Source organism: Qipengyuania psychrotolerans, assembly GCF_019711355.1.
GTDB lineage: Bacteria > Pseudomonadota > Alphaproteobacteria > Sphingomonadales > Sphingomonadaceae > Qipengyuania > Qipengyuania psychrotolerans.
The window spans coordinates 1,327,010-1,340,177 of the sequence record NZ_CP081297.1 but is presented as its reverse complement, the minus strand read 5'-3'; the positions used below and the strand labels follow the sequence as shown (position 1 = coordinate 1,340,177).

Annotated in this window: 14 protein-coding genes and 1 pseudogene; 6 read left to right on the top strand and 9 right to left on the bottom strand. The window is 60.5% G+C overall.

Annotation, left to right across the window (positions count from 1 at the left end; all coding sequences use genetic code 11):
- Positions 1-66: 66 nt before the first annotated feature.
- From K3166_RS06585 to K3166_RS06550, 8 genes are all read right to left on the bottom strand, one after another.
- Positions 67-765 (bottom strand): 50S ribosomal protein L25/general stress protein Ctc, encoded by a 699-nt coding sequence (locus K3166_RS06585; protein ID WP_221423856.1) that lies wholly within the window; start codon positions 763-765, stop codon positions 67-69.
- Between the two features lie 114 nt (positions 766-879).
- Positions 880-1,764 carry a TraB/GumN family protein gene (locus K3166_RS06580; RefSeq protein WP_221423855.1) on the bottom strand — a complete coding sequence of 295 codons (885 nt, stop codon included), beginning with the start codon at positions 1,762-1,764 and terminating at the stop codon, positions 880-882.
- Positions 1,761-2,678, bottom strand: coding sequence for a TraB/GumN family protein (locus tag K3166_RS06575; protein ID WP_221423854.1), 918 nt, complete (start codon positions 2,676-2,678; stop codon positions 1,761-1,763). The genes K3166_RS06580 and K3166_RS06575 overlap by 4 nt, the downstream gene beginning before the upstream one ends.
- Positions 2,679-2,712: 34 nt before the next feature.
- On the bottom strand, positions 2,713-3,366 hold the full coding sequence (locus tag K3166_RS06570; protein ID WP_221423853.1) for a hypothetical protein: 654 nt from the start codon (positions 3,364-3,366) through the stop codon (positions 2,713-2,715).
- Positions 3,353-3,547, bottom strand: a complete 195-nt coding sequence (locus K3166_RS06565) for a helix-turn-helix transcriptional regulator (protein ID WP_221423852.1) — start codon at positions 3,545-3,547, stop codon at positions 3,353-3,355. The genes K3166_RS06570 and K3166_RS06565 overlap by 14 nt, the downstream gene beginning before the upstream one ends.
- Entirely contained in the window at positions 3,544-4,056 is a 513-nt protein-coding gene (locus K3166_RS06560) for a hypothetical protein (RefSeq protein ID WP_221423851.1), read from the bottom strand. The genes K3166_RS06565 and K3166_RS06560 overlap by 4 nt, the downstream gene beginning before the upstream one ends.
- A 21-nt stretch (positions 4,057-4,077) precedes the next feature.
- Positions 4,078-4,503, bottom strand: coding sequence for a hypothetical protein (locus K3166_RS06555; RefSeq protein ID WP_221423850.1), 426 nt, complete (start codon positions 4,501-4,503; stop codon positions 4,078-4,080).
- A 75-nt stretch (positions 4,504-4,578) separates the two neighbouring features.
- Positions 4,579-4,896 (bottom strand): UrcA family protein, encoded by a 318-nt coding sequence (locus K3166_RS06550; protein ID WP_221423849.1) that lies wholly within the window; start codon positions 4,894-4,896, stop codon positions 4,579-4,581.
- 192 nt (positions 4,897-5,088) lie between these two features.
- On the opposite strand from K3166_RS06550, the gene K3166_RS06545 reads away from it, so the two are divergent.
- Genes K3166_RS06545 through ppdK form a run of 3 tightly spaced genes read left to right on the top strand, consistent with a single transcriptional unit; the run spans position 5,089 to position 10,867 of the window.
- Entirely contained in the window at positions 5,089-5,988 is a 900-nt protein-coding gene (locus tag K3166_RS06545; protein WP_221423848.1) for a glycine--tRNA ligase subunit alpha, read from the top strand.
- A complete protein-coding gene (glyS, locus tag K3166_RS06540) occupies positions 5,985-8,144 on the top strand; it encodes a glycine--tRNA ligase subunit beta (protein WP_221423847.1) in 2,160 nt (719 codons plus the stop codon). Before K3166_RS06545 ends, glyS begins: the two co-directional genes overlap by 4 nt.
- 59 nt (positions 8,145-8,203) lie before the next feature.
- Positions 8,204-10,867 (top strand): pyruvate, phosphate dikinase, encoded by a 2,664-nt coding sequence (ppdK, locus tag K3166_RS06535; protein ID WP_221423846.1) that lies wholly within the window; start codon positions 8,204-8,206, stop codon positions 10,865-10,867.
- Here the strand turns inward: ppdK and K3166_RS06530 are convergent.
- Positions 10,864-11,622, bottom strand: a complete 759-nt coding sequence (locus K3166_RS06530) for a class I SAM-dependent methyltransferase (protein WP_221423845.1) — start codon at positions 11,620-11,622, stop codon at positions 10,864-10,866. The genes ppdK and K3166_RS06530 overlap by 4 nt on opposite strands.
- Positions 11,623-11,652: 30 nt before the next feature.
- Between K3166_RS06530 and K3166_RS13540 the strand changes: the two are divergent.
- From K3166_RS13540 to hisI, 3 genes and pseudogenes are all read left to right on the top strand, one after another.
- A pseudogene (locus tag K3166_RS13540) lies at positions 11,653-11,898 on the top strand (double zinc ribbon domain-containing protein); the annotation flags it as partial.
- A gap of 171 nt (positions 11,899-12,069) precedes the next feature.
- Positions 12,070-12,447: a ComF family protein gene (locus K3166_RS13535; RefSeq protein ID WP_345719143.1), complete on the top strand. Its 378-nt coding sequence runs from the start codon at positions 12,070-12,072 to the stop codon at positions 12,445-12,447.
- Between the two features lie 345 nt (positions 12,448-12,792).
- Positions 12,793-13,167, top strand: a complete 375-nt coding sequence (gene hisI, locus K3166_RS06520) for a phosphoribosyl-AMP cyclohydrolase (RefSeq protein WP_221423998.1) — start codon at positions 12,793-12,795, stop codon at positions 13,165-13,167.
- Position 13,168 lies beyond the last annotated feature (1 nt).

The window sequence follows — 13,168 nt, the reverse complement described above, 5'->3', positions numbered from 1 at the left end:
CAAACGAAAACGCCGGACTTCGCGTGAAGCCCGGCGTTTCGATTTTGGTCTGAAAGACAGCGCGAATTATTCGCTCTTGTCTTCCTGTTCCTGTGCAGCGTCGGCGTCCGGACCCTGCTCGGTGGCAGCGGTTTCGCCCGCTTCCATACCTTCGCCGGTCTGGCCTTCGTCGCCGTCAGCGCCTTCGCTCTTCTTGAGAGCGGAAGGAGCAACCAGCGTAGCGATCGTGAAGTCACGGTCGGTGATGGCGCTTTCGCTGCCAGCCGGAAGCGTCAGTTCGCTGATGTGGATCGAATCGCCGACTTCCTTGCCGGTGACGTCGATTTCGATCTCGCCCGGAATCTTGTCGTTTTCGCAGACCAGTTCCAGCTCGTGACGGACCACGTTCAGAACGCCGCCCTTCTTGAGGCCCGGGGAAGCTTCTTCGTTGATGAAGACCACGGGGACCGAGACTTCGATCTTGCCGCCCTTGACCATACGGAAGAAGTCAACGTGCTCGGGGCGATCGTTGACGGGGTGAAGCGACACGTCCTTGGGAAGGGTCTTGATCTTCTTGCCGCCCAGATCGATCTCGACGATCGAGTTCATGAAGTGACCGGTGCCGAGCTGGCGAACCAGTTCCTTGGCCTCAACGTGGATCAGGGTGGGTTCTTCCTTACCGCCATAGATTACGGCGGGGACACGGCCTTCACGACGCAGTGCACGGGAGGCTCCCTTGCCAGCCCGTTCGCGCGCCTCGGCCGGAAGTGTCAGAGCATCGCTCATGTCGCTTACCTTTCGAATGCAATTAAGTAATCCGGTCCGCCATGCCTCCAGGGATGACCATGACGCCGAAGGGCGCGCCTATAGCGTCATGCGCTGTAAAAGCAAGCGTCAAGCCTATTGGATGCGCCGGACCGTGTAGCCTCTTGCTTCCAGCAGTGCAGGGACGCCGTCCTCGCCCAGAAGATGGCCAGCCCCGACGGCTATGAGTGGCTTGGGTGAAGCCGACAGCAGGTTCTCTATCTGCGCGGCCCATGCCTTGTTCCGCCTGACCAGCAAAGCGTCGCGCAATTCAGGGTCGGCGAGCATTCCCTGACGGGTAATTTCCTGCAGCTCGTCCAAGTCGCCGCTCGACCAAATTGCAGCCAGATTCGTGCGCTTAGATTCGGGTTTTGCGACCTCTTCGACAACCGCGACCAGGAGATCGCGTTGTTCCGCTTCAGGAAGGTCGTTGAAAATAGACAGCTGCGGCTCGGCGCCTTCGAGCTCGAAAATCTCGCGCCCTGCAAACTCCTCAAGAAGTATGCGGTCAGCACCGTGGTCAGAGGAATTGGTGCGCCCCAGTTCGGCGATGGCGAGGGCGGCAGCCCAGCTTTCCATCGGATCGAGCGATCGCGCATCCAACCCGGCGTCCCCGAGGACCGCTGAGAGTCTCTGGCGCTGGGAAGCGTTCAGCCTTTCTGCGATCGGTATCGCGGGAGCGGCGTCATACGCCATTGTCCGGAACAGCGATTCCAGCGTGCGGCGATCATCCAGTCCCGATACTTCCACCACCAGCAGCGGTGCCATTGCGGCGACGCGGTCGAACTCGGCAGAGCGCCATTCAAGTTCCGGAGGGAGGGCATGAAGGGTCCCGAACAGCCAGCCTTCCGCGGCTCCCGTTTCGTCAGCAATTTCCCATAGCGCAGGATAGCTAGCTTGTTCATCCGGCACAGCTTGGTCTGCCTGGCAGGACATCAGCGCGAGCGCCGCAAGGCTCGCGGCAAAGGCTCTCGTTCTCACCGGACCCTGCTTACCGTAATGCCGCGGTCTTCGAGATAATCCTGCACGCTCTTTTCACCGGCAAGATGGCCAGCACCCACTGCAATGAAGACCGCGCCGGGTTCGTCCATCCGGCTATCGATCCACTCGGCCCATCTGGCGTTGCGATCATATAGGAGTGCCGCCGCCAATGCGGGGTTGGTTAGGCCGTTATTCATCAAGGCGGCGAGAGCATCGGCATCGCCGTCCATCCATTCTGCCACCATCTGGTCCATCAGGTTGACGATAGCCAGCGGATCGCGAGCAGACGACATCAGGAATTCCACCTGCGCTTCTTGAGGCAGATCATCGAACAGCGACATCTGCTGATCGAGAGTTTCAAGCGCTGCGCGGGGTTTTTCGGATCCGGCCTGGGTGTCGATGATCTTCTCGACCCCGCTTTCCGGATTGTAGCCCTCCTTCATCAGGGGGAGGACTGCCAATGTTACCCCGGCAAACCAAGGTTCGAAACGGTCGAACGTGCCCGGGGGCATCCCAAGCAGGCCAAGCGCGGCCTCGTATGCGCTCCGGTCTTCTTCCGACAACATTGCGCGCAAGGACTGATCCGGCGGCAACATCGCCTTGGAAGCGATCATCATCTGGCTGGATGGGCTGTTCATTTCCTCCGGCAGGATTTCGGTCACCAGCGTGTCGGAGGAGGCAAGCGCCGCCGAAATGTCGCTTCGTAGCCATTCAAGATCGTTGGGCAGCGCGTGTACGGTGCCAAACAGATAGATCGTCGTATCTTCGTCCGCGACCTTCCACATGGCCGGGCCAGCAGGCGTAGCTGCGGCGGGCGCAGCCGCAGTTTCAACCGGCTCTGCGGCCACACATGCGGGGAGTGCCAGAAGCGCGATAGCTGAGGCGGCACAAGTGAGACGGTTACGAAGCTTCATGAAGGTTTTGCCATTTCAGATATTGGGCGGAGGTTCAATTGGACCGGCGCACTTGCCAGACAAGGCCCCACACGCCCATCACAATCAAATAAACAATCATCGGTTCTTGCTTAGGGGCAATATCGGCCCGTTCGAGAATCCACCAGATAGGGGCGATGAAAGCATAGGTGTAGATTGCCGCAAGAGCGCCTTGGCCCGAAGCTCCCCTTTCAAACTCGTCCGCATTCTTGTGCCAGTATAGCGACAGTAGAGGAAGCAGTAACGCGTAAGCTGTGACGACGAAAAGCGCATTGACCACGGGTAGGGGGCTGTTGCTGAGAGTGGAGTTTACGCCTTGCTCCAGACCTGGAACGGCAAGCACTACCCCGATGATCGCTCCCAATCCCACCGCGGCAAGTAGCATCCAGTTCGCCGTTTTTGTCTTGGCCGACATAGGTTCGTCGAAGCGCAAGTCCGGTTTCAGCTGCCAGACACCGTATCCGCAGAGCGCAGCTGCGATGAGCGCGCCCCCAAGGTTGCGTCCCGACTTCATCGAAAAACCGCCATTATGGATGATCGCGGCGATCACCCCGGTAATGTAGCCCAACGCAAGCACGAACCCGAAAAACAGCCCGGTGAGTGCGAGAAGGCGAGCATATTTTCGGATGCCATCAGCGTTGCCGGCGGAATCTACCTCAAGCTTCGTCATGGAAAATTTCCTCGATAGGCATTTCGAACAGCCGCGAAATGCGAAAGGCGAGCGGAAGGGAGGGATCATGCTTCCCCGTTTCGATGGCGTTGACCGCTTGCCGCGACACGTCGAGCTGCATGGCCAGTTCGGCCTGGCTCCAGTCGCGCTCGGCACGCAGGACTTTGAGGCGGTTCTTCACCGGCTGTCCTTCCAGCGCAGGATTTGGAAGACGATCACGAAGGCCATAATGAAGGCGAGCCAGGCTCCTACCATCCCAGCACGGGCATTGAGATCCTGTTCGATGAAGTAATAGAATTGGTAATAGGCGCGGTGGATGATGCCTCCGTCCGGAGTATAGAGAGTGGCTGTAATGCGGTAAGCGGTGTTCAAGACCAGTGGCACCACTGCTGCCAGCACGCCAATCACCATCATCGTGCGGCGCCAGATGCCATCGGCATAGTCGTCTCTCATGAAACTGGCTGTGATCAGGAACACGGGGACGACACCCGCCATAAAGGCGAGAGGCCACATTACGATTTGGACCCATAGGGGGGAGTATCCGTCGATATCTCCGGGCAGCGGCCAGACGAGCGTGGCAAGCCCGGCAAGTATCGCTACGGTGGCTGCATCCATCAGCCAGAAATAGAAGCGGTACTTGAATTGTTTGTATGGTTTGGTTGGCGGAACCGGGGAAGTTGCTGCTTTCATTCGGTAATCCAGTTCATTTACTCAGACCGAGCCGCGCAGGCGGACCCACGCGTTGGCAGTGAAAAAGGAGGCTAGGGCGATTGGCGGGAGCCATTCGCCGATCAGGATGTCCTGCGCAGTCTCACGCTCCCAGATCGCCTCTGTGAAACCGTCCACGAAGCCTTCCAGGGCTGGTGCGAACAACATGAAGCTGACCGTGACCACGAAGGCGACGCTGGTGCCGGCCCGCCAGATCGAAGACACATATTCATCGGCATTGCGGGTCGCGAACATGACGATCAACGAAAGCGCCAGCGAAAGCAGGGCGAATAGGCTGAACCCTCCATTGGTCTCGATAACACCGCCGGCAAATAGCATGAACGCGGTGAGCGAAACGAAGGCAAGGATTGTTGCAACATTGTGCCACCGCACGGATTTATCGCGGTGTATCAGAGGTTTGGCAGGCATACTCGGCAAATCCTATCAGGTAGCAGAAAGATCCGCCGGGGCGCCGTTGTCGCGTGACACCCCGGCGAAACCGGTTCAGCCTTGGGCATCAAGTGCGATGGCTGCGAAATATCCAGTGCGTGCCGTTTCGATTGCAAAGGCGACCTTCGGGGCAGCATTGGCCTTGGCGGCGAGGCGGCAATCGGCCTGCTGGCGCAACATGGCGGCATCGAAACCGTCGACGCGGCACATCCGGCGGATTGCCTGGTCGACGCGCTTGTCGAGCTTGTCCTGACCGGCCTTGGTCGACAGGTCGAGATCGGCAGTCGTGACGGTCGCCGACGGTGCGTCCTGGGCAGCAGCCATCGAGGGAACTGCAAGGAATGCGGCGGCGATGAGAATGGTCTTTTTCATGTCAGGTCTCCAGTTGGATGTAGGGTCCAATGGTTAGGTCAACCTTCCGTTATGTCAGGTTGTCCTGACTATATGTCTCGATTCGCTGACAATGTCAACACTACCTGACATCCTGTCGGCACTACCTGTCTTTTAGGTCTCTGGATCACTGCGCCATTGACCCGTTTTCGCGCTTAAGCCATTGCGCCGCGCATGGACCGTAATCCCAAAAACTCCTTCCAGGACATGATCCTCGCGCTACACGATTTCTGGAGCGCGAATGGGTGCCTCATCCTGCAGCCCTACGATATGCGCATGGGCGCGGGCACGTTTCACACGGCCACCACGCTTCGCGCACTCGGGCCTGAGCCGTGGAATGCCGCATTCGTGCAGCCTTGCCGCCGCCCGACCGACGGCCGTTACGGCGAAAATCCGAACCGGCTCCAGCACTATTACCAGTATCAGGTGATCCTTAAGCCGAGCCCCGCCGACATTCAGGATCTGTATCTTGAAAGCCTGCGCGTGATCGGCATCGATCCGCTGAAGCACGATATCCGTTTCGTGGAAGATGACTGGGAAAGTCCGACGCTTGGCGCTTGGGGACTTGGCTGGGAAGTCTGGTGCGACGGGATGGAAGTCACCCAGTTCACCTATTTCCAGCAGATGGGCGGCTTCGATTGCAAGCCGGTCGCGGGCGAACTGACCTACGGCCTCGAACGCCTCGCCATGTATATCCAGGGCGTCGACAATGTGTACGACCTCGATTTCAATGGCCGCGGCGTTTCTTACGGCGACGTATTCCTCGAGAACGAAAAGCAGATGTCGAAATGGAATTTCGAGGTCGCTGATACCGACGCTCTTTTCGACCTGTTCAACAAGGCCGAGGCCGAGTGCAAGAACGCGCTGGCCGCAAATGTGCCCATCGCCGCTTACGAGCAGGCAGTCGAGGCCAGCCACATCTTCAACCTGCTGCAGGCGCGTGGCGTGATCAGCGTGCAGGAACGCGCCAGTTACATGGGCCGGGTCCGCGACCTCGCGCGCGGAAGCTGTGAAGCGCATATGGAAAAGGAAGCGCCTGTCTGGGCCGAGAAGTATCCGGAGTGGAGCGCATGAGCGACTTTCTCCTCGAACTGCGCAGCGAAGAAATCCCCGCCCGGATGCAGGCAGGTGCGCGCGCCGAACTCGATAAGCTGTTCCGCCGCGAGATGGACGGGGCGGGAGTATCGGTTGGCGACATCACCGTATGGTCGACGCCGCGCCGTCTTGCGCTGATTGCCCGCGATCTTCCTGAAGCCACCAAGGCCGTAAGCGAAGAAGCCAAGGGCCCGCCTGAGGGTGCGCCCGATCAGGCGGTCGAAGGGTTCTGCCGCAAGAACGGCGTTACCCGTGAACAGCTTGAAGTGCGCGACGTGAAAGGTCGCAACACCTACTTCGCCGTGATCGAAAAGCCGGGCAGGGCGGTGAAGGACCTGCTGGCCGAAGCAATCCTCTCGATCATCCGAGACTTCAGCTGGCCAAAGTCGATGCGCTGGGGCGATGCTTCGATCAGCACGGAAAGCCTGCGCTGGGTTCGCCCGCTGTCGGGCATCGTTGCGCTGCTTGGCGACGAGATTGTCGAGTGCGAGGCGCACGGCGTTACCTCCGGCGCGGTCACGTTGGGCCACCGGTTTCATCATTCGGGCGATATAACCATCGGCAATGCCAATGATTACGCGATGAAGCTGCGCGCTGGCCATGTCATCGTGGATCATGCCGAACGCCAGGACATCATTCGCGCTGGCGCTGCGAAGGTTGCGTCCGAAGCTGGCCTCAAGCTGGTCGAGGACGAAGGCCTCGTGATAGAGAACGCCGGCCTCACCGAATGGCCCGTCCCGCTGCTCGGTCGGTTCGAGGAAGATTTCCTCGAAGTCCCACCAGAGACGATCCAGCTGACCGCGCGTGTGAACCAGAAGTATTTCGTGTGCGAAGATGATGCTGGCAATCTCGCCAACGCCTTCATCTGCACCGCCAATATCGAGGCGGATGACGGCGGCGCGCGCGTGGTCGACGGTAACCGCAAAGTCCTCGCCGCGCGCCTGTCCGACGCGCGCTTCTTCTGGGAGGTCGACCGCAAGAAGACGCTGGCCCAGCACGCCAGGGGGCTGGAGCGCATCACCTTCCATGAGAAACTTGGCACCGTCGCTGACAAGGTCGAACGTGTGGCCAAGCTGGCTGACGGGCTAGTCTTCGATGCCAAGGCTCCGAACGGTGATCACAAACTGGCGCGGCAGGCAGCCGAACTCAGCAAGGCCGATCTCGTCACTGAAATGGTCGGCGAATTTCCCGAGTTGCAGGGCCTGATGGGCGGCTACTACGCGAAGGCCGAAGGCTTGCCGGTAGAAGTCGCCGAAGCGATCCGCGATCACTACAAGCCCGTCGGTGCGAGCGACGAAGTTCCCACTGCACCGACCACCGTCGCGGTCAGCCTCGCCGACAAGCTCGACAATCTGCTCAGCTTCTTCAAGATCGACATCCTGCCCACCGGTTCGAAGGATCCATTCGCCCTGCGCCGCGCGGCACTCGGTTATCTGCGTTTGGTGCAGGCCAACGACCTCAGGCTTTCTCTCGACGAGGTGGTCCACGCCTGGGCGAGCAAGCCGATGCCAAAGCTGGCGGAAAAGCTGGCCGACTTCCTGCTCGACCGTCTCGCCGTGCAATTGCGCGACGAGGGTGTGCGCCACGACTATGTCCAGGCCTCGCGCAGCTGGCAGGGGCGTCCCGACCAGCGGATCGACCGCGTCGAGGCACGGGCGAGGGCGCTTGCGGCTTTCCTTGGAACCGAAGACGGCGCAAACCTCCTCGCCGGCTACAAGCGCGCGGCAAACATCCTCAAGAAGGAAGACTGGCACGGCGCGGAAGGCGAAATCGCGCGCACCGGCGAAGAAGATCCGCTGGCGCTGGTCGACGATCCCGACATGAAGGCGGTGATCGATGCCAAGATGGCCGAGCGCCATGCGAAAGAGCTTTCCTACGCACCTGAGCCTGCTGAAAAGGCGCTGATGGACGCACTCGCGACTTCGGAACCTGCGGCGGCGAAGGCCATTGGAACGGAAGACTTTGCCGGGGCAATGGCGGCGCTTGCCGCTTTGCGCGGGCCGATCGACCGGTTCTTTGACGAAGTGACGGTAAACGCGGAAGAAGAAAACAAGCGGGCACATCGCCTCGACCTGCTTGCACGCTTCCGTGCTGCGGTGCACAAAGTGGCCGACTTCTCTCGCATCGAGGGATAGGATTTGAAGAGCAGGACCGTGTTCCAAGTGTTCCACGGTTCAGACAATCAGGGATAAGCATGAACGATACGGTCTTCACCTTCGGCGGCGACGCTCCGCATACGAATGCCCGGCAGAAGGACAAGACCGTCACCGGCGGCAAGGGTGCCAATCTGGCGGAAATGGCGAGCATTGGCTTGCCGGTCCCTCCCGGCTTCACCATCGCCACCGAGGAATGCCTCAAATACCTCGAACACGGCGGCGAATTCGCGCCTGCCCTGCGCAAGGAAATCGAACAGGCCCTGACCCACGTCGAACGGACGGTAGGCAAGGGCTTCGGCGATGCCGCCGATCCGCTGCTGGTGTCGGTGCGCTCGGGTGCGGCGATCTCCATGCCCGGCATGATGGACACAGTGCTCAACCTTGGCCTGAACGACGCGACCGTTGAAGGCCTGGCGCAGGCTTCGGGCGATGAACGCTTTGCCTGGGATAGCTATCGCCGGTTCATCCAGATGTATTCGGACGTGGTGCTGGGGATTGATCACGGGCTGTTCGAAGAAGCGCTCGAGATCACGAAGGAAGACAACGGCTTCTACGCCGATACCGAGCTTTCGGCAGACGACTGGAAGACGCTGGTTGCCGAATACAAGCAGATCGTATCGGACGAACACGACGCGCCGTTCCCGCAGGACCCGACCGAACAGCTTTGGGGTGCAATCCGCGCCGTGTTCGATAGCTGGGACAGCGAACGCGCCAAGGTCTATCGTCGCCTCAACAACATTCCCCATGACATGGGCACCGCGGTCAATGTGCAGGCGATGGTGTTCGGCAACATGGGCGACACCAGCGCAACGGGCGTGGCTTTCACCCGAGATCCGTCGACCGGCGAGAAGGCCTATTACGGCGAATGGCTCGTCAATGCCCAGGGCGAAGACGTGGTCGCGGGCATCCGTACTCCGCAATACCTGACCAGGGCCGCCCGCGAGAATGCCGGTGCCAAACCGCTCAGCATGGAAGAGGCGATGCCGGAAGCCTATGCCGAGCTGGCGCATCTCTTCGACCTGCTCGAACGGCATTACACCGACATGCAGGACATCGAATTTACGGTGCAGCAAGGCAAGCTGTGGCTGCTCCAGACCCGCAACGGCAAGCGTACGGCGAAGGCGGCGCTTAAGCTGGCTGTCGACATGGTTGGCGAGGGTCTGATCGACGAGAAAACCGCGATCCTGCGGGTCGATCCGATGGCGCTCGACCAACTCCTGCATCCCACGCTCGATCCGGATGCTCCGCGCGATGTGCTGACAACCGGCCTGCCAGCATCCCCCGGTGCGGCGAGCGGCAAGATCGTGCTCGATGCGGACACCGCAGAACTATGGTCGAACCGCGGCGAGAAAGTGATCCTGGTGCGGGTGGAAACCAGCCCCGAGGACATTCACGGCATGCACGCTGCGACCGGCATCCTGACCGCGCGCGGCGGGATGACCAGCCACGCTGCGGTTGTTGCTCGCGGCATGGGCCGCCCGTGCGTTTCCGGCGCATCGCAGGTTTCGATCGCACGGGAAGGGCGCACGCTGACCATTGGCGACCGCGAACTCAAGGAAGGCGACACGATCACCATCGACGGTGCCAACGGGCAGGTCATGGCCGGAGAAGTCGCGACGATCGAACCCGAGCTCGATGGCGACTTCGGCGTTCTCATGGAATGGGCCGACAAGCACCGCCGGATGCGGGTTCGCACGAACGCCGAAACCGAGAACGATTGCCGAATGGCGCGGCAATTCGGTGCTGAAGGCATCGGCCTTTGCCGGACGGAACACATGTTCTTCGATGCGAGCCGTATCAGCCTGGTCCGCCAGATGATCCTTGCCGATGACGAGCAGGGCCGCCGCGCCGCGCTCGACCAGCTCCTGCCCGAACAGCGCAGCGATTTCGTGAAGATCTTCGAGGTCATGGTCGGGTTGCCATGCACCATCCGCCTGCTTGACCCCCCGCTGCACGAATTCCTGCCACACGGTGATGCCGAGTTCGAAGAATTGGCGAACGCGACAGGCTTCTCGGTCGATCAACTCCGCCGCAGAGCTGGCGAACTTCACGAATTCAATCCGATGCTGGGCCATCGCGGTTGCCGCCTGGGCATTACCTATCCCGAGATTTACGAGGTGCAGGCCCGCGCGATCTTCGAAGCTGCTTGCCAGGTCGCCAAGGCTTCCGGGGAAGCTCCGGTTCCTGAAGTGATGATCCCGTTGGTTGCCACGCGGCGGGAACTCGAACTCATCAAGGAGGTCGTGGACCGCGCTGCACAATCGGTTTTCGAGGAAGCCGGTTGCTCTGTCGAATACCTTGTCGGCACCATGATCGAACTTCCCCGTGCTGCGTTGATGGCCGGAGAGATCGCGGAAGTCGGAGAATTCTTCAGCTTCGGGACGAATGACCTGACGCAAACGACGCTGGGTGTGAGCCGCGATGATGCGGCACGCTTCCTGACGACATATGTCGACAAGGGCATCTTCGCGCGCGACCCGTTCGTGAGCCTCGATGTCGACGGCGTCGGTCAGCTTGTCAGTCTCGCTGCAGAGCGGGGCAGGGCCACTCGTCCTGACATCAAGCTCGGCATTTGCGGTGAGCATGGCGGCGATCCGGCCAGCATTGCCTTCTGTGAAAAGACCGGCCTCGATTACGTCAGCGCGTCGCCCTATCGTGTGCCTATTGCGCGCCTTGCGGCGGCTCAGGCGAGCCTTCGCTAATCTTTCCAGCCGGTTAGGGTGAGTATCTCGAAGGTTTCGACAACGCGGTTCTGCTTGTTTCGACCTTCGAGAAACGCATCCCTTGCCCGGCCGAGTGCTTCGCGGCCAAGCGGCGGTGCCGACGACGCGAGGCTGGAGGTCATTGCCTGATCGCGCAGGTCTGACACCAGCCGGTCGAGCGAACTGAATGCTACTTCAAGGCTTCGCCCATCGACGACTTGCCTGCGAAACAGCGCTCTTTGCATCAAGCCCGACGCGGCGGCATTATCGACCAGCGGGTGCATTCTGGCAGCAGGCCTGTCCGGTTCTGCTGCGATCATCGCCCGGCGCAAATTGCTGAGGCTTCCCGCCCCTACTATGCTGGCAATCATGATCCCGTCGGCCGCCAGTGCCGCGCGCAGATGCGTGAGCGATCCGGGCAGGTCGTTGACGCGTCCGATCGAGGCGAGGCTGACGATGAGATCGTATCCGCCCGCTGGCAATGGCGCCTCCTCGTCGAGATCGCGCAAGTCGGTTTCGTCGACTTGCGACCCGTTCCCTCTTAGCGATAGCGCGAGCGTGCCGGTCCAGTCGCCGATCACCAAGGCCTTTGCAGGTGAAAGCCGCATGAACTCCAGCCGCTCTAGAATGTCCTCGACCATGTCATCCAGCACATAGCGTGCGGCATCCCGCTGCGATTGACGAACTAGTGCACGGCGCAGTCCAGCTTGGCGGCGTTGACGTGAAAATATGCGGGGAGGTGACCTTGATTCCATAGCGGGGGCACTGCCGCCCTTGCCAGCAGGATGCAAGCGCGCCACGAGGTCCGGATGGGGAGAGTGGGCACTATTCGCAGAACGCTTCGTGATGGCGCAGCGCCATTGGTGGACCTTGTCTACCCTCCGCGGTGCCCTGCCTGCGGTAATGCCATCGGGGAGCAGGGCGGTCTGTGCCAGGATTGCTGGAGCGGGCTCGCGATACCGAGCGAACCCAGCTGCGGACTATGCCAGCGTCCTTTCGGTCAAGGCGGCCCGGAAGCCGGGTCCGTTTGCGCACCGTGCATGGGCAATCCGCCAATCCATGATGGAATAGCTGCAGGCACGCTCTATACCGATACATCGCGCAAGCTTGTCCTCGCATTCAAACACGGTCGCAGGATTGGCCTGGCGCCGATGCTGGCGAGGCTGATTGGCGCGCGTTTGCCGCCAGGAAACTCTGAGCGGTTGATCATACCCGTCCCGCTCCATCGCTGGCGATTGTGGAAGCGTGGCTTCAATCAGGCGGCAATGCTGGGGAGAGAACTTGATTCGTTGGGGCATGGCCGATTGCTTGTGGATGGGCTGGAACGCCGCAAGCAAACGCCGAGCCTTGGTGGAATGGGCGCCCGGAAGCGTGAAAAGATTCTCGCTGGTTCCATCGTGGTGGCATCGAAAGCGCAGCCCTTGATCTCTGGAAAAGATGTCATTCTGGTTGATGACGTTTTGACCAGCGGGGCGACCAGCAACGCTTGCGTCCAGCAATTGAAGCGAAACGGGGCGCGATCAGTTGTCGTCGCTTGTTTTGCGCGGGTGCTCGACGAGTCGCTTGATACCGTCAGATAACGAAACGCCCGGGTCCTTGCGAACCCGGGCGCCACGTGACGAAATACACCGGACCAGTCTTGCGACATGATGCAGCCCCCCAGCATGCATCGGGTCCTATCCCTCATCGTTACCGGATGCGCCGCACTAAATACCCCCGTGCGGCTGCGGATCCGGGATCCCCTGAACCTGGCGCTCTTGCGGCACTCATGCTCCGGTCGGCAGGCCTCACATTGCCTGCGGAACGGAACATCACCCAAGTTGGACGTTCATAGAATAGACATTCGTGTTAGCTCTCGATTTTGAAAGCCCCTTGTGGTTATCGTGCAACAAGGTGTCGTTTATTTACAAAAACAAGGTCCGAAAATGATAAAGCAAAGCGTCGATCGAGAAACCGGCAGCCGTTTCCTGCCCAAATTCGACAGCAATGGCTTGCTCAGCGCGGTGGTTCTGGATGCGTCCAGCAGGGTAGTTTTGATGGTCGCGTTCATGGACGCCGAAGCCCTGGCGGCCACGCAGGAAACCGGCATCGCACACTTCCATTCCCGCTCACGCGGGAAGCTTTGGAAAAAGGGGGAAACGTCGGGCAATGTTCTGAAAGTTTGCGACATTCTGGTGGACTGCGATCAGGATGCGCTGGTGCTGCTGTGCGAGCCAGCTGGGCCGGCCTGCCACACGGGTGCGACCAGCTGTTTCTACCGCAAGCTGGAAGCTGGTGTTCTCCAACCCGTCAACACTTGAC

Excerpts from the sequence above, each read along its gene's own strand:
- K3166_RS06585 (WP_221423856.1), bottom strand. The coding sequence starts at position 765 with ATGAGCGATGCTCTGACACTTCCGGCCGAGGCGCGCGAACGGGCTGGC.
- K3166_RS06575 (WP_221423854.1), bottom strand. The coding sequence starts at position 2,678 with ATGAAGCTTCGTAACCGTCTCACTTGTGCCGCCTCAGCTATCGCGCTT.
- K3166_RS06570 (WP_221423853.1), bottom strand. The coding sequence starts at position 3,366 with ATGACGAAGCTTGAGGTAGATTCCGCCGGCAACGCTGATGGCATCCGA.
- K3166_RS06560 (WP_221423851.1), bottom strand. The coding sequence starts at position 4,056 with ATGAAAGCAGCAACTTCCCCGGTTCCGCCAACCAAACCATACAAACAA.
- K3166_RS06555 (WP_221423850.1), bottom strand. The coding sequence starts at position 4,503 with ATGCCTGCCAAACCTCTGATACACCGCGATAAATCCGTGCGGTGGCAC.
- K3166_RS06550 (WP_221423849.1), bottom strand. The coding sequence starts at position 4,896 with ATGAAAAAGACCATTCTCATCGCCGCCGCATTCCTTGCAGTTCCCTCG.
- K3166_RS06545 (WP_221423848.1), top strand. The coding sequence starts at position 5,089 with ATGGACCGTAATCCCAAAAACTCCTTCCAGGACATGATCCTCGCGCTA.
- glyS (WP_221423847.1), top strand. The coding sequence starts at position 5,985 with ATGAGCGACTTTCTCCTCGAACTGCGCAGCGAAGAAATCCCCGCCCGG.
- ppdK (WP_221423846.1), top strand. The coding sequence starts at position 8,204 with ATGAACGATACGGTCTTCACCTTCGGCGGCGACGCTCCGCATACGAAT.
- K3166_RS06530 (WP_221423845.1), bottom strand. The coding sequence starts at position 11,622 with ATGGAATCAAGGTCACCTCCCCGCATATTTTCACGTCAACGCCGCCAA.
- hisI (WP_221423998.1), top strand. The coding sequence starts at position 12,793 with ATGATAAAGCAAAGCGTCGATCGAGAAACCGGCAGCCGTTTCCTGCCC.